This is a genomic window from Elusimicrobiota bacterium (genome assembly GCA_028718185.1).
Lineage (GTDB): Bacteria > Elusimicrobiota > UBA8919 > UBA8919 > UBA8919 > JAQUMH01.
This window is the reverse complement of the sequence record JAQUMH010000001.1, coordinates 526,166-542,058: the sequence shown is the minus strand read 5'-3', so window position 1 is coordinate 542,058 and position 15,893 is coordinate 526,166. Positions and strand designations below refer to the sequence as shown.

Below are 15,893 nucleotides of genomic sequence, written 5' to 3'. Positions count from 1 at the left end.
AACAGATTAATCTTCCCTTAATATATAACCGTAACCTTTGACAGTCTCTATAACACTACCCTGTTTGCCGAGTTTTTTCCGTAACCTCTGTATAGTAATATCAATATTTCTGGAATAAGTTGAATGTTCCCAGCCCCATATGTTTTCAGATAAATAATCTTTAGTCATAAGTTTATTTTTCTTTTCAAGAAATATTTTTAATGTTTCAAATTCTTTCGGCCAGAGTTTTATTTTAGTATTTTTAACAAAACATTCGTGGCTGTTAAGATTAAGCTCGATTCCTTTGGTTTTAAGTATCTTGGGTAATGTTTCTTCTGTTTTTCTTAACCTGCGGAATATTGCTTCTACTCGGGCGACTAGTTCTTCAATATCAAAAGGTTTTGTTAAATAATCGTCGCCGCCGATTCTAAGTCCTAAAAGCTTGTCAGACATCTTGGACATAGCTGTAAGGAAAAGTATGGGAATGTGTTTTGTTTTTTCGTATGAACGGATTTCCCTGCAGAAATCTATGCCGTCGCCGTCAGGCAGCTTTCTGTCAAGAATCATTATATCAGGTGTAAATCCGTTAAGCTCTTCCCTGGCTTTTGCTAAACTTTCAGCAGTATGAACGTTATATTTCCTGCCTTCCAGATTTATTTCTAATAGGGTTTTTATATTCTTGTCGTCCTCAATCAATAGTATTTTCGGTCTATACATAACAAAAAGATTTTACAATATTTTATCTAATTTATCAACTTTTTTATGTTGCATAAAAGTTGCAATCAAATACTTGCCAAAGTTGCACTGCGATGTTATACTTATAGTAGAAAGAAAAGGTTAAGTGCTTTTAATTAGGTTGTGCAGGCAGGGGAAGGAGGATTTGTTTTATGAGCAGAAAGATTTTGGTTGTTGATGATGATGAGAATATACAAAGACTGTTAAAAGTTAACCTTGAAAAATCCGGTTATGAAGTATATGTTGCATCTAATGGTAATGAGGGGTTGCAAAAATTCGAGGCAATAAAACCCGATTTGCTTATTGTTGATATAGTAATGCCCGGGATGGACGGTTATCATTTTTGCTGGGATGTGATATTTGAAGACGGGCTTTATACTTTTCCGGCACCTAAGATTATTGTGCTTACAGGTAGGGACAAAAAATTAGACAGGGGTATTTCTGATAAAATCGGCGTTGACGCATATATTACTAAGCCGTTTGATGTGAGATATTTAGTTGATAAAGTTACTGAATTGTTGAGTGGTAAGGCAATAATCGAACAGAAAAAAATTATGATAATAGATGATGACCCTAATGTTGAAAAAATAATCAAAGCGAATTTACCTTTGGAAAAATACAAAGCTACGTATGCCTCAAATGGAGAGGAAGGTTTGGAAATGATAGAATTAGAAAGACCTGACCTTGTGATATTGGATTTAGTTATGCCTAAAAAAACAGGATATGAAGTCTGTTCCATGTTAAAGAGAAATCCGGTTACTGCCAATATTCCGGTTATAATGCTTACGGCTAAAAAAGAATACAGGGATAAATATATCGGAACAGTTTTTCTTAAAGCTGACGAATATGTAACTAAGCCGTTTGAAATCAAAGATTTATTAGGAAAAATAGAGAAATTGACCGTATATAATAATCAGGCTGTTGAAAAAGCATAATAAGTAGTGCCTGCCGATATGCAGGTAAAGAAGGAGTTTGTTGTTAGCGTAAAGTAAGAGGAGAATTTAAGATGTCTATTTTTAATAAAATGTCATTTAAGTCTAAATTGATTTTAGTTACTTGTATAATTAATGTCGTTGTTATATCTTGTAGTTTATATTTAAGGTCAAAACATTTTGAAACAACTTTTAAAGAAAGCATGGCTTTTAGAACCCAGATAATTGCTAATGTTATTGCTGATAGTATTTCTGATGAAATAAAATTAGATCATCTGGTAAGAGTAGAGAGATATAGGGATTTAATTGTAAAAGAGCCTGAAATAGAGTATGTAGCTTTCTTTAGTAATCAGGATAAGCTTATTGCAACAGCAGGTAATTTTAATAAAAATAAGATTAAATTTGAAACAGAGAATATTTTTAATATGGTTGATAATGTTTATGATGTATATAAAGAAATAAAAGGAGATGACGGCAGGAAAATAGGTTCTGTTATTATAGGTTTTCCGGTGCAGAGTTTAAAAAATGCAGTACATAAAAATCTGATGATAGGTATTATTGTGTGGGTGACTGCAGGTATAATAATAATTATTTTAAATTTTGTAAGTTTAAATTATTTTCTTAAACCGATAAAGTTACTCTATGAAGGTTCGGTACGTATTGCAAACAAGGAATTTTGCTGCAGAATACCGGTTAGAAATGAAGATGAAATCGGTAAAATATCTTTACAGTTCAACGTTATGGCGGGCGAATTGGAAAGTTTTTATGAAGACCTTGAGAGAAAAGTCAAAGAAGCAACTATCGGCTTAGTGGAAGCAAATACCCGGTTAAAGGAGATAAATGAAAAAAAATCCGAATTTGTTGAAATTGTTTCCCACGATCTGAGGACGCCGCTTACTTCAATTTTGGGTTTTGCTGATACTGTTTTGAATAAAAATCTGAAACTCTCTGAAAAAGATAAAGACGAATATGTTAATATTATAGGAATAGAAGCTCGCCGGCTTGGCAGGTTGATTTCTGATTTTCTCGATATATCGAAGATTGAAGAAGGTAGATTAGAGTTAAATTTAAAAAAAATAAGCATAGAAGGGGTTATCAGGAGAACCGTAAGGTCAATTGACACTAAAACTTATGGAGTTGGTATTGATGTGGAAATTGAAAAGGATCTGCCGGAAATATATTTAGATAGTGACAGGATTAGACAAGTTTTTCAAAATATAATCGGGAATGCATTAAAATATTCACCCAGGGATTCAGTTATAAAACTTACTGCCGGTAAGTCTTCCAATGAAGTCAGGATAGCTATAATAGACCACGGACCTGGAATAGCTGATGATAAAAAGAAAATTATATTTGAGAAATTTTATCGTGTGGATGACGACGTATCGAGAAAGGAGCGGGGCACGGGGCTTGGATTGTCAATTGCAAAGTCAATTGTTGAAATGCATGGCGGGAAAATATGGGTTGAAGATAATCCCGGTTTTTCCGGAAGTTGTTTTATATTTACTTTGCCCATAAAGGATTAAATTTATGCAAGAAAAAATATTAATAATTGAAGATGAACCAAATATTACCATGTTGCTAAAAGTCAACCTTGTCGCTTGCGGGTATAATGTGGATAATGCTATTGACGGTGAAGAAGGACTGAGAAAAATCAATTCATTCAAACCCGATCTCATAATAGTTGATTTAAGATTGCCAAAGATAAGCGGCTGGGAGATATGTGAAAAAATTAAAGGAGACGATACTTATAAAGACATTATTATAGTTATTGTATCTGCATCCGACCAGCGGAATACAAAAGAAAGAGCGAAGTTATTGTGTATTGACGCGTTTCTTCCCAAGCCGATAGAAATAGAAATACTCATAAATAGAATAGAAGAGTTGTTCAAAAATAAAAAATTAAAAAGGAGGGATTAGCCATGATTAAAAAAAAGATATTGGTTGCTGATGACGACCCGAATATTCTCGAGTTGGTAAGAACCAATTTAACAGCGGCAGATTATGAAGTTATCACTTGTAATAACGGTGAGGTAGCGCTTAGGAAAATTAATGAGGAGAAACCGGACTTGCTTATCCTTGATGTAATGATGCCCAAAATTGACGGGTATACATTAGATTTAGAACTCAACGATGAGGAAGAAACTGCTAAAATTCCGGTTATCGTTATTACTGGCCGGTCTGATACAAAAAAGTTATTTGATAAAACCAAGTCAGCTAAATTTGTTGCTTGGATTGAAAAACCGTTTGAAATTAAGGAATTAATTGACTTGGTAAATACTTATTTTAAGAAGGCAAAAAGTTGTCATAAAGTGTCAGTGCAAATACCTTGAAATAGTTGGAAAAATTTGTATAATGTGCCTGTTGAGAAAGTACTCAACAGGCACTGGTTACACAGATTTTGAAATAGATTACATAGATAAAATTTTGGATTCTAATCTACCTGCCGTCAAGAAGATCTGTATAATCTAATAGTGAGCTTGTCGAACCACAATATTTAAATGGGAGGGTATCATGGGTTTTTCCAGGTTTGCAGGATTTTTGTGTATTGTTCCGTCAGTGATGATGCTGGTGGCAAGTTTTTTTGTTTTGTTTGCTGTAGGAAAAACAGAAAGCAAAGGATTAAAAATGTACGGCAGGATAATCGCGGTATTATTATGGATTGCAGTCGCGATATGCATATCGGCCGGAATATTTGTTTGTTGTAAGAATCGTTGTCCAATGATGCCTTGCGATAATGCCGCCGGCATTGAAAAAGAAAGTAGCTGCATACCGGGAAAAGATATGAATAAAGTCCGCCCGATGATGAAGAAAGACATGTCTGTAAAAAAAGAACTCCAACAGCCTGTTAAAAAATAGAATGTGTTTTGAAGATATTTGACTGGAAACATAGATTGAAAGATTAAAAGATTAAGAAAGGTATTCGAAGTCGAAAAGGAAGAGTTATAGAGTTCGTAGAGTTCATAGGGTTTTAGAGTTAAAACCCTATGAACCTATAACCCAATAACTCTATAACTTTAAATAGCATATCATAAAATTTATAAGGAAGAAAATTATAATGAAGGAAAAAATTTATTTACATATTAACTATTGGGAAAGAAATGGTGAACTGGAAAATCTTTTTAAACTTGCAAAGATGAACGGTTATAACGGGGTTGAATTAAGAAGGTATGGCAAATCTGCCGGGTTGGCAGATGAAGCATACAAAGAAGAAGTCTGCAGGTTAAGGGATAAATACCCAAAAATAGAAATAACTTTCGGCTGTCCCATGGAGTTTATGAACGAAAATGAATCTGTAAGGAAAAGCGAGGAGGAGCAAGCGATAGCTTTTTTTCTCTGGGCGGAAAAAGAATTCGGCACGAAGACGTTTAATGCCATGACAGGTACATTAACTTGCGCGGAATACCGGAAATTTGAAGTTAACGGTTCTGCAATGGCGACAGAGAACCATTATAAATGGGCTGCGACTCATCTTGATGCTGTCGGAATGGCAGTAAAAAGCAAAGGTATAAAATTAGCATTGGAAAGTCATAACTGTTTCATACATGATTTACCTGATTCTATCAATAAACTCTTCGGGATGATGAAAACAGATAATGTCGGGGTAAATATAGATTACGGGAATATTATGGTACATAAATACGGGGGTTCACTCGAAAATGCCATCGAAAAATTAAAAGACAGGATTTTTTATGCTCACATGAAAAATGTTATTGTGGTAGCAAACGATCTTTACTGTACTACTCTTGCTGAGGGTATGATTGATAATTTCCAGTTTGTGAATTTATTAAAAAAAATAGGATATAAGGGTGTTTATTGTCTGGAATTCCCTGCTTTAGGGGACCATTTCTCAGCTGCAAGAAGAGATATTGAATATTTTAAAACTGTTTTAAAATCAAAGTGGGATTAATTCTAATGAATAGTTAGTAGTTCATAGTTCAAAGTTCTTAGTTCTTAAATCTTAATTCTTAATTCTATTTTTTATGGAGGTTGTTGAAAATGAGCAAAGTTCTTGGGTTCGGGGTAATCGGCTGCGGGAATATAGGTCCATTCCATATGGATGCAATAACACAAATAAAAGGAGCAAAACTTGTAGCTATTTCAGATGTTGTTGAACCAAGAGTCAAAGAGCTGGCAAAAAAATATAATGTTGAAGGATATCTGGATTATAATAAGATGCTTGAAAGAAAAGATATTGATGTGGTTAATATCTGTACACCCAGCGGATTACATATAGAATCCGCTTTGGCTGCAGCAAAAGCCGGCAAGCATCTGATAGTTGAAAAACCACTTGAAATTACTTTGGAAAAATGCGATAAAATAATAAAAGCTGCAAATGATAATAAGGTTAAACTATGTGTTATTTTCCCGTCCAGGTTTAGTTTCGGCGTCAGGAAACTTAAGGAAGCGATTGAAAAAGACAGGTTTGGGAAAATTGTAATTGGAGATGCTTATATAAAGTGGTACCGTTCCCAGGAATATTATGATACCGGAAAATGGCGCGGCACATGGGAAATGGATGGCGGCGGTGCGCTTATGAACCAGTCAATCCATACAATTGATATTCTTCAATGGATGATGGGACCTGTTGATGAGGTTACGGCTTATGCAGGTACGCTGCTGAGAAAAATAAAAGTTGAAGATACAGCGGTAGCACTGCTTAAATTTAAAAATAACGCTTTCGGGGTTATAGAAGGAACTACTGCTGTCTACCCCGGTTTTGATAACAGGCTGGAAATTTACGGGGAAAAAGGTAGTGTCGTGCTGGTAGGTACTAATGTTGAAGCTTGGGAATTTATAGATAAAATAGAAGAAGACGAGCAAATTAAAGCAGCTAAAAAGAAAACTTCAAGCGGTGCTTCCGATCCGGTAAAATCAATAACCTCTGAGGGGCATATGATTCAGATACAAGATATGGTGGACGCAATAAATAACAATAAAACCCCTATGGTTGACGGCTATGAGGGAAGAAAAGCTGTGGAATTGGTGCTTGCAATATATAAGTCAGCAAAAGAAAAAAAACAAATTAGGCTGCCACTATAATCTATTCGCAGATTAATGCTAGGAGCTCAGATCTATTGCTCCTGCAGTTAGTGCTTCATATTTTATGATTCATATTATTTCAAAATTTTTTGTTATTCCATTATACCCGGCAGGGTTTATAGCAACATTCGGGCTGCTTGCTTTAATACTGCTTGCTTTTAATAAAAGAAAAATGGGGTATATAGCATTTTTTTTATCAATATTTGGTTTTATCTTTTTTTCGTCTCCTATAGTAGCGCATAAACTCATGCGGAGTTTGGAAAGTCAATATTCACCGGCATATACCTACCCTAAAGTTTCTGCAGTTGTACTTTTAGGCGGTTCTGAAATGCCAAAACTGCCTCCGCGTATTTACTATGAAACTAACCAAAATGCAGATAGAATAATGCATGCCGCCCGACTGTTTAAAAAAGGTTACGCACCATATCTCATTACGACAGGAGGGCAGATAACATTTATAAAAGAATTTCCAGGTTCAGAAGCGGAAATAAGTTGTTCTCTTCTGACTGAACTTTTTGGAATAAATTCAGCAAAAATATTGATGGATACTAAATCCAAGAATACACACGACAATGCTGTTAATGTAAAGGAACTATTGGAGAAATACAAACTTAAACCAACCATTATTCTTGTTACCAGCGCGTATCACATGCCACGGTCAGTGCTTATATTTGAAAAACAGGGATTCACTGTTTACCCGGCGCCGACTGATTATTATGCAGACAAGGATTTTCAATTAAAAATCTACACGTGTTTACCTGATTCGGGGGCGCTTGTAATAAACACCACAGTATTACATGAATACTACGGTATATTAGCATATAAAATATTAGGTTGGATATAGACATCCTATAAAAAGAAGGATGTCTGATTACACTGATTAAACGGCAGATTACACAGATATAATTTTAATTATATCAGGGGAATCATGAAAAAGATTTTTGGTTTGTTAGTCGTTGTGTTTTTAATGTCTGTTTGTGTTTTCGGGCAGGCGGAGAAAGAAATAAAACTTCCTAAGCCTCAGATGGAAATCGGGAAACCTCTAATGCAGGTGTTAAAAAAGAGGCAATCCGGAAGGGAATTTAGTAACGAAAAATTATCATTACAAACAATTTCAAATCTGCTTTGGGCAGCATTTGGTATAAATAGACCGGATTCAAACGGCCGTACTGCGCCGTCTGCAATTAATATGCAGGAAATAGATGTCTATGTCGCGATACCGGAAGGACTTTATCTGTATAATGCGAAACAAAATTTATTACAAAGTGTTTTAACAGAAGATATTCGTGCTTTAACGGGGAAACAACCGTTTGTTAAGGAAGCCGCCTCTCAATCTTATTTATGTTGCAGACCGCGCTAAGATGAGTAAAATCGGACCTGCAGATATTGATTTTTATTCAGGTGCAGACACGGCGTTCATCAGTCAGAATGTTTATTTGTACTGTGCTTCAGAAGGTCTGACTACAGTGGTGCGGGCTTTTGTAGATAAACCTGCGCTTGAAAAAGCAATGAAATTGAGAAAAGACCAGAAAGTAACACTTTCACAAACGGTAGGTTATCCGAAGAAATAATAAATCGTCATCAAGGGTGATTCATTGTTGTTTTTAGTTTTTCTAAAACATCCGGCGGGATTTTAGTTAATTTAAAATTATCGTTTATACAGCCCATCTTTGTCTTACCGGTTACAAGAACAGTCGAGTCTCTCTTTATAATGTATTCTATAGTTAACGATACTTTGCCAATCTCTTTTATTTTTGTTTCTATTGAAAGCATATCGCCGAGTACAGCCGAAACAATAAACTTTGCTTCCACCTCACTGACCACAAAATGAACCCCGCGTTTAATCAGTTCCAGTAGTTCAATACCGTTTTCTCTGAATAATTCCGTGCGCGCTCTTTCAAAATATTTTAAATAATTTGCATAATATACAACCTCACCTGCATCCGTATCTTCGTAATAAATTCTAAGTTTATACATAACTGCTCCTTTAAACTATTTTATAGTATAAGAATTTGAAAGATGTAGGCAGAGCAAGCTCTGCCACTACAATGTTGATGTAGTTGCCGACCTTGCTTGTCCGCCAACGTTTTGTGGCGGAGTCGGCATTAACTTGATGTATAAGAATTTCAATGTTATCACGCCGAGGGCGTGAAACTACAATTTAATTATAGTTTTGTAGTTGTCGCCAGACCCTTGGCAAGCCTAATTTGTATAGAGATTGTTGGTTTTTAATAATCACACATTAAATCTTATTTCTATTATGTCGGCTTCCTTTATAATATAATCCCTGTCTACTAATTTGACCAATCCTTTGCTTCTTGCATCATTAATATTATGACATTTCATGAAATCCTCAAAACTTACAATATCCGCTTTTATGAATCCTCGTGCGAGGTCAGTGTGAATTTTACCGGCACAGGTAACAATATCCGAACCCTTTTTTACCTGCCAGGCATGGACTTCCTGTTTACCGGCAGTATAGAAAAATATAAAATTTGATTTTTCAAGAGTTTTTTTAATTATTTCATTAGTTTCTGTTTCGTTTTCGAGGACTACTACCGGTTTCATGCTGAACGGCGACATCATATTAATAAATTTTTGTTCAGTTTCATTAAATTCTACTTCGCATAAAGGTACTTCTTTTTCAAGATAAGATATGCATTTCCCGATGAATTCTTTTTCAGCGGTATCATTAGTGTTTTGTAAACGCGATTCAAATTTCTCAATATCGTGGATAAGCAAATCAAGTATTTTAGCACGGGGCAAGACAATTGCTTCTACTTGTATGAACTCATCACGGATAAATTCGGCGAAAAACGGAGATACTTTTTTTGGTTCACATTTTTTCTCAAGTGCGATTAAGATTTCGTCATTGTATTTTATTTTGCCTTCTGGTACATCAATACCGGTAAAACCTATTTTCATAAATGCTCCTATACTTACATTTTATATATTTTTTACTATTTTTCAATTAAAATATTCTCCTTTGCCATAATACCTGCGGGGATGAATAGTAAGGAGAACAGTCTCAATTTTTCTTGACAAATATTTCTGGTTAGGTAAAATATGAGCTGCGTGTACGCAGCTCACGGGGTGCACAGAGTGCACACAGTCGCACAGTTTAAAAAGTTAAAATATATCATAAAGGAGTTGATGATTTAAATGGCAAAGTATAATTTAGAACCCGTTGATGTACCTAAAATTAAAACAAAATACAGGTGTATAAAAACCAAACTTCCTGTCCCGCAATCCCTGAAAATATTTAAATCCCTGATGGAGTCCGAGCCTAAATCCATGATGGGTCAGCCGCCTGTGATATGGCATAAAGCCGAAGGATTTCAGGTATACGACAAATGGGGAAATAAATGGATTGACTGGTCTTCGGGTGTGCTTATAACCAATGCCGGTCATGGAAGAAAAGAAATTATAAAAGCAGTGCGGAAGATTTTAGATCAAAAACTTCTTGCAACTTACGTATTTGTACATGAACAAAGAGCCGAATTAGTTAAAGCGCTCCAGGAACTTTCACCGGATCCTTCAAATTACCATGTGTTTTTATTGACTACCGGCAGCGAAGCTGTTGAAAACGCCATTAAACTTGCGAAGACGTATGCTGTTGAAAAATATGGGCCGAAAAGAAAATATCTAGTGTCATTTAAAAACGCTTTTCACGGCAGGACGCTCGGTTCGCAACTTGCAGGCGGGATGGAAAAATCAAAAAAATGGATAGTGGACGGCGATAAAACTTTTATACAAGTACCGTTTCCTGACGGCTATAAAAATGAAGATATCTCTTTTGAGCTTTTTGTAAAAACTTTAATTGAAAAAAATGTGAAACCTGACGAAATAGCCGGTGTTCTTGTAGAATCGTATCAGGGCGTAGGTCCGGATTTTCTGCCGTATGAATACGCGCAACGTTTAGCAAAGTTTTGTAAAGACAATGATATCGTGTTGATTTGTGATGAAGTCCAGGCCGGGTTTTGCAGGACAGGCAAAATGTTTACTTTCGAACATTATGACATAAAACCGGACCTAATCGTTTGTGGTAAGGGCATATCGTCTTCATTACCGATTTCTGCCGTTATCGGCAGAAAAGACATATTGGGACTTTATTCACCCGGGTCTATGACTTCAACACATTCAGCAAGTCCGCTGCCGGTTGCTGCGTCTTTGGCAAACCTTAAAATACTTAAAAAAGAGAAACTTGCTGAGAAATCAAAAAAACTCGGTGAAATACTTATACCTGAGCTTAGAAGGATAAGAGAAAAATATCCGCATGTTCTTGGTTGTGTTCAGGGTAAAGGGCTTGTCGGAGGTATCCAGGTAGTTAAGAAAGGTACCAAAGAACCGGACCCCGATACTGCTACAAAAATCAATGAAAAATGTTTTCAAAAAGGACTTTTAATGTTTTCACCTGTAGGAGTAAACGGTGAATGTATAAAAATATGTCCGCCTCTTATAATAAACAGAGAAGCGCTGATAGAAGGCATAAAAGTTCTTGAAGAAGCGTGTGATGAGGTTTTAGGGAAATAAAATTATGAAAAATTCTAATTCATTTAAAGCTGTTGATGTGACTATAGTTGGCGGGGGTATGATTACCAACGATTTAATATTGCCTTCAGTTTATCATTTACAAAGGACCGGGATAGTTGGGGATATAAACATTTGTGCTTTGAATAACGGACCCCTTAAAGCACTTAAAGAAAATAAAGAAATCAAAGAAGCTTTCCCAGGACAGGATTTTACCGCTAATCCGTCACTATCCGAATCACCGGCTAAAAATTTGCCTGATTTATACAAAGAAGTGATATCTAAAATGATGCCTTATCAGGCAGTTATAGTTGCAATGCCCGACCAGCTTCACTATGAAGTAGTTATGGAAGCATTGCGTAACAACCAGCATGTACTTTGCGTTAAACCTTTAGTATTAAAATACGAACAAACATTAGAAATAGAGAAACTTGCTTTGAGTAAAGGACTATTTGTAGGTGTAGAATATCATAAACGGTTCGACCGCAGGTCGCTTATGGCAAAACGCAGTTATGAATTAGGTCATTTCGGAGAATTTGTCATGGGTGAAGCTAAAATGATAGAACCATATTATTACAGGTCTTCTAATTTCCAAAACTGGTTTACAACAAAAAACACCGACCCTTTTGTTTATGTAGGATGTCATTATGTAGACCTTGTCTATTTTATTACAGGACTTAAACCGGTTGAAGTTTCAGTATCCGGCATCAAAGGTAAATTTCCTAACGGTAATGAAGGCTATATGTGGGCTAACGGGCGGGTAAAGTATGAGAACGGCGCTTTATTGTCTGTAACTGACGGGTTAGGTTATCCGGATGAAGCTGCCGGCAGCAACGAACAATGCTTGTCTATGTTTTTTGAAGGTAATGGAAAGAGCGGTCTGGTCAAGCATGACGACCAGTTTAGGGGAGTAAGCCATTGTTATCTTGAAGGTATAGGCTGTGCGGGTTCGCATTTCAATTTTGTCAGTCCTGATTTTTATAAATTGGTTCCGTGGGAAGGTATCGGATATAAGCCGGTAGGATACGGTTTTGATTCTGTCGCAGCAACGTTAAATACAATTAATAGAATTGAAAATGAAGTTACGTCTTTGACTGAAGATAAAGCAATGAATAAAAGAAAAGAGATAATTAAAGAAATTGATAAGAAAGGAATAATTGCCACACCTGCAAACAGTTATATAAATGAATTGGTTGTCGAAGCAGCCAGAATGTCAATATTAGGCGATGGTGAAACCATAAAAATCATTTATGACAAAAACCCGCATATTGAACCCCGAAAGTAGATAACTTGAAAATTTTCTAAAAAAGTGTAAAAAAAAGATAAAGGACATAAGTCAACAAAATATATATGTCAACAAACAAAACTGTTACCAAATCAGCCGGAATTATAAGTATTGCAACATTGATTTCGCGTATTCTGGGATTTATCCGTGATATTATTATAGCGCGTTTATTCGGGGTTTATGTTTATGCCCAGGCTTTTGTTATTGCATTTAAAATACCCAATCTGTTCCGGGATTTTATCGGCGAGGGAGCGGCAAATGCTGCAATTGTTCCCGTGTTTAGCGAGTATACCACAAAACATACCAAAGAAGAGTTCTGGGAATTGGCAAATGTTGTTTTGAACCTGCTTCTTGTGGTTCTGACAGCAATTACGGTTCTTGGTATAATATTTTCCCCGATAATTGTTCGGTTAGTTGCACCGGGTTTTACCGCTGACCCCTTTAAACTGCAAACCACAATAACATTAAACCGGATAATATTTCCGTATATTATTTTAATAGGTCTTGCCGCATATGCCATGGCAATTCTTAATTCGCTGAAACATTTTACTATTCCGGCTTTTGGTCCATGTTTTTTGAATATTTCAATAATTATATTCGCTCTTATCTTTGGGGAAGGTATTAAAGGTTTATCGCTTGGAGTTCTCGTAGGAGGGATTCTTCAACTTCTAATCCAAATACCTATTCTTTATAAAAAAGGATTCCGGCTTCATTTGTTCAGGAGTTTTAAACATCCGGCGGCAAATATAATAGGTAAACTGATGTTGCCAAGGATTTTGAGTTCTTCTGTTTACCAGTTAAATAATTTTATAGATTCCATATTCGGGTCTTTGTTCTTCATAGTAGGGGAGGGCGGGGTTGCAGGATTATATTTTGCTTACAGGCTGATTCTTTTCCCGCTGGGTATTTTCAGTACCGCGCTGTCGCAGGCTATACTGCCGACGTTTTCCACTCAGGTCTTGGAGGATAATCATGATAACCTGAAACATACGCTCTCTTTCGGTATCCGTGCGACATATTTTGTTATGTTGCCGGCATCAGTTGGTTTTATGGTTTTGGCTAACCGTATAATTACCACTATATTTAGAGGCGGGAAGTTCGATGCCTATGCCTCTAATATGACCGCAGATATTTTATTTTATTATAGTATCGGTTTGTTCGCTTACGGAGCGTCAAGAATATTACAGGCGTGTTTTTTTGCTTTGAAAGATACGGTAACTCCTACAAAAAACGCTATTTTGACTTTAATCCTGAATATAATTTTAAATTCTCTGCTCATTTACCCGATGAAGCTGAGAGGAATAGCGTTAGCTACATCTGTATCGGGTATTATCAGTTTTCTTGTGCTGTTCTCGAGACTCAAAAAGAAAATCCACCCGTTTGATACTAAAGAAATAAATTCATCTTTCCTGCATATTCTTTTAGCAAGTATTTGTATGGGTGCTGTGATTTATTTTTTCAAGTCATTTAATTTGTTTCTGGTAATTTCTGTGGGAATATTATCATACGGTATTTTCTGCTTTATTTTTAGAGTAAAAGAAATACAACAATTGCAGGAATTTATAAAGTTACGGAAGAGTAGGAGATTATAAGATTTTTAGCGGACAGCTGTACTATCTAAACAATTTATAGCCAAATTTATATAATTGTAGTTGCACGCCCTTGGCGTGCTATATATGTACTTCCCTAATTTTTTTCTTTAAGAACAAAACATTGACAGATTCAACAATCAGCCACAGGCTCAGAATAAGCAGTATTATCCCGCAAACACCTGATATTATAGTATCGGGTGTTGCTGTTTTAGAGTCAGTCCGTCCCAAAACAATGTTTATAAACGGTAAAATCTGCAATATTAAAGCAAACAGTGCTGTTATCAACATAAAGAACATCGGTATTATTACAAATACGGCTTTCTTACCGTTTTTTATCATCCAGACAGATATTGCAAGCAGTATTAAACTTGCCAGCAATTGGTTGCTCGTCCCGAAAATAGGCCATGCAACAAGATAACCTTTTTCTTGTGTCAGTAGAAGGAAAATCATTGGAACAGTAAGAGTAAGCAATGTTGCTACAATGCCACCGAAAATACTTGTTATTCCAAAAATTTCCTGGAAAATATATCTTGCTAACCTTGTGCAGACGTCAAGCGTGTCATAAACAAATGTTGAAAATGCAAGCAGGGCAAACGGGAAAGCTACGCTGAACCCTACTCCGACCAAACCTAAATAGTTGGCGATTCCGTTAGCATATATCAGATTAGGGTCCATTTTAAGCATTTCCGAACCTTTAGGTAACATCATTACTGTTGCCAGTGCCAGAACTGCTACCAGCGCCTCAAGAAGCATTGCTCCGTAACCGACAATTTTTGCATCTGTTTCACTGGATATTTGTTTTGATGTAGTACCGGAACTGACAATCCCGTGAAAACCAGAACATGCACCGCAGGCTACCGTAATGAAAAGAAAAGGGAAAATTAATTTTCCGTTAATAATACTTTTCAAACCCAAAGTATTTATAGCAGGATATTGAACTTGAAAACCTCCAAACAAAGCACCGATTAAACCTATAGCGATAACAAGATATAATAACCATCCTCCGAGATATCCTCTTGGCTGAAGCAGTAACCACATGGGGATTATAGAAGCGATAAAACAGTATATAAGGAGAAACACGTCCCATTTTTTGGTAGGTACATCTGTAAAGTAATAAAGAATTGACTGCGGCAGTCTTGGACCTAGCCAGATTATGAATAAAACTATCGGCAGGAATATCATTGTTGCTAAACCGACCTTAAGATTAAATTTATATAAACAGATACCCATCAGCATACCTATAAATATATATAATATGGATGATGCGGCAACTCCGGGTCCGTATGCTTCTCCTGCCGAAACTGTTTTGAATGTCTGGGCTGTAATATCGGTAAAAGCGATTATTACGTAAACAAGACAGAACCAGACAAAAATTAAGAATAATAAACGGGAAGTTTCCGACATATTTTCTTTAATTATCTCACCTATAGACGAAGCTTTATGTCTTAATGAGGCGACTAAACTGGAAAAATCATGGACACCGCCGATAAATATTGACCCTAATAATATCCATAGTAATGTCGGCAGCCAGCCGAACAATATTGCAGCAAGAATAGGACCGACAATCGGACCCGCAGCAGCGATAGCGGAAAAATGCTGTCCCAGAAGCAAAACAGGTTTTGCCGGAACATAGTCAACGCCGTCGTTTATCTCGCAAGCAGGAGTTTTGCAAGAAGCATCTAACATAAATCTTTTCATTAAGAATTTTCCATAAAAAATATAACCTGCCAGCAGTATAAGTGCAGACCCAATCACAACAAACGCAATCATTACAACCTCCTTAAAAAGTACAATTTT

Annotated in this window: 17 protein-coding genes; 13 read left to right on the top strand and 4 right to left on the bottom strand. The window is 36.1% G+C overall.

Translation table 11 applies throughout. The features are described 5' to 3' along the window. Nucleotides 1–6: 6 nt before the first annotated feature. Nucleotides 7–696 (bottom strand): response regulator transcription factor, encoded by a 690-nt coding sequence (locus tag PHE88_02690; protein ID MDD5686725.1) that lies wholly within the window; start codon nucleotides 694–696, stop codon nucleotides 7–9. A 170-nt stretch (nucleotides 697–866) separates the two neighbouring features. Here PHE88_02690 and PHE88_02685 point away from each other — a divergent pair, with 170 nt between their 5' ends. The 10 genes from PHE88_02685 (at nucleotide 867) to PHE88_02640 (ending at nucleotide 8,260) form a co-directional block, all read left to right on the top strand. Further along, the gene (locus tag PHE88_02685) at nucleotides 867–1,649 is read left to right on the top strand and encodes a response regulator (GenBank protein MDD5686724.1); all 783 of its coding nucleotides are present in this window, start codon (nucleotides 867–869) and stop codon (nucleotides 1,647–1,649) included. Nucleotides 1,650–1,720: 71 nt separating this feature from the next. Then, nucleotides 1,721–3,172 carry an ATP-binding protein gene (locus PHE88_02680; protein MDD5686723.1) on the top strand — a complete coding sequence of 484 codons (1,452 nt, stop codon included), beginning with the start codon at nucleotides 1,721–1,723 and terminating at the stop codon, nucleotides 3,170–3,172. 4 nt (nucleotides 3,173–3,176) lie between these two features. Beyond that, nucleotides 3,177–3,566, top strand: coding sequence for a response regulator (locus PHE88_02675; GenBank protein MDD5686722.1), 390 nt, complete (start codon nucleotides 3,177–3,179; stop codon nucleotides 3,564–3,566). 2 nt (nucleotides 3,567–3,568) lie between these two features. After that, on the top strand, nucleotides 3,569–3,979 hold the full coding sequence (locus tag PHE88_02670; protein ID MDD5686721.1) for a response regulator: 411 nt from the start codon (nucleotides 3,569–3,571) through the stop codon (nucleotides 3,977–3,979). Nucleotides 3,980–4,160: 181 nt separating this feature from the next. Beyond that, nucleotides 4,161–4,505, top strand: a complete 345-nt coding sequence (locus PHE88_02665) for a hypothetical protein (protein MDD5686720.1) — start codon at nucleotides 4,161–4,163, stop codon at nucleotides 4,503–4,505. A 199-nt stretch (nucleotides 4,506–4,704) separates the two neighbouring features. Continuing rightward, the gene (locus PHE88_02660; protein ID MDD5686719.1) at nucleotides 4,705–5,556 is read left to right on the top strand and encodes a sugar phosphate isomerase/epimerase; all 852 of its coding nucleotides are present in this window, start codon (nucleotides 4,705–4,707) and stop codon (nucleotides 5,554–5,556) included. An 89-nt stretch (nucleotides 5,557–5,645) separates the two neighbouring features. Then, a complete protein-coding gene (locus PHE88_02655) occupies nucleotides 5,646–6,689 on the top strand; it encodes a Gfo/Idh/MocA family oxidoreductase (protein ID MDD5686718.1) in 1,044 nt (347 codons plus the stop codon). A gap of 64 nt (nucleotides 6,690–6,753) precedes the next feature. Further along, nucleotides 6,754–7,533: a YdcF family protein gene (locus PHE88_02650; GenBank protein ID MDD5686717.1), complete on the top strand. Its 780-nt coding sequence runs from the start codon at nucleotides 6,754–6,756 to the stop codon at nucleotides 7,531–7,533. Nucleotides 7,534–7,617: 84 nt separating this feature from the next. Further along, complete coding sequence (locus tag PHE88_02645; GenBank protein MDD5686716.1) at nucleotides 7,618–8,049, top strand: nitroreductase family protein; 432 nt, start codon at nucleotides 7,618–7,620, stop codon at nucleotides 8,047–8,049. 1 nt (nucleotide 8,050) lies between these two features. Beyond that, the gene (locus PHE88_02640) at nucleotides 8,051–8,260 is read left to right on the top strand and encodes a nitroreductase family protein (GenBank protein MDD5686715.1); all 210 of its coding nucleotides are present in this window, start codon (nucleotides 8,051–8,053) and stop codon (nucleotides 8,258–8,260) included. A gap of 10 nt (nucleotides 8,261–8,270) precedes the next feature. Here PHE88_02640 and PHE88_02635 read toward each other — a convergent pair whose 3' ends face one another. Beyond that, nucleotides 8,271–8,666, bottom strand: coding sequence for a YbgC/FadM family acyl-CoA thioesterase (locus PHE88_02635; GenBank protein ID MDD5686714.1), 396 nt, complete (start codon nucleotides 8,664–8,666; stop codon nucleotides 8,271–8,273). A gap of 258 nt (nucleotides 8,667–8,924) precedes the next feature. Further along, the gene (locus PHE88_02630; GenBank protein MDD5686713.1) at nucleotides 8,925–9,614 is read right to left on the bottom strand and encodes a DUF933 domain-containing protein; all 690 of its coding nucleotides are present in this window, start codon (nucleotides 9,612–9,614) and stop codon (nucleotides 8,925–8,927) included. A gap of 237 nt (nucleotides 9,615–9,851) precedes the next feature. Here PHE88_02630 and PHE88_02625 point away from each other — a divergent pair, with 237 nt between their 5' ends. The 3 genes from PHE88_02625 (at nucleotide 9,852) to murJ (ending at nucleotide 14,096) form a co-directional block, all read left to right on the top strand. After that, complete coding sequence (locus PHE88_02625; GenBank protein MDD5686712.1) at nucleotides 9,852–11,222, top strand: aspartate aminotransferase family protein; 1,371 nt, start codon at nucleotides 9,852–9,854, stop codon at nucleotides 11,220–11,222. A gap of 4 nt (nucleotides 11,223–11,226) precedes the next feature. Beyond that, on the top strand, nucleotides 11,227–12,504 hold the full coding sequence (locus PHE88_02620) for a Gfo/Idh/MocA family oxidoreductase (GenBank protein ID MDD5686711.1): 1,278 nt from the start codon (nucleotides 11,227–11,229) through the stop codon (nucleotides 12,502–12,504). 65 nt (nucleotides 12,505–12,569) lie between these two features. After that, the gene (murJ, locus tag PHE88_02615; protein ID MDD5686710.1) at nucleotides 12,570–14,096 is read left to right on the top strand and encodes a murein biosynthesis integral membrane protein MurJ; all 1,527 of its coding nucleotides are present in this window, start codon (nucleotides 12,570–12,572) and stop codon (nucleotides 14,094–14,096) included. Nucleotides 14,097–14,174: 78 nt separating this feature from the next. Here the strand turns inward: murJ and PHE88_02610 are convergent, their stop codons facing one another. Then, nucleotides 14,175–15,866, bottom strand: a complete 1,692-nt coding sequence (locus tag PHE88_02610) for a carbon starvation CstA family protein (GenBank protein MDD5686709.1) — start codon at nucleotides 15,864–15,866, stop codon at nucleotides 14,175–14,177. Nucleotides 15,867–15,893: the final 27 nt, after the last annotated feature.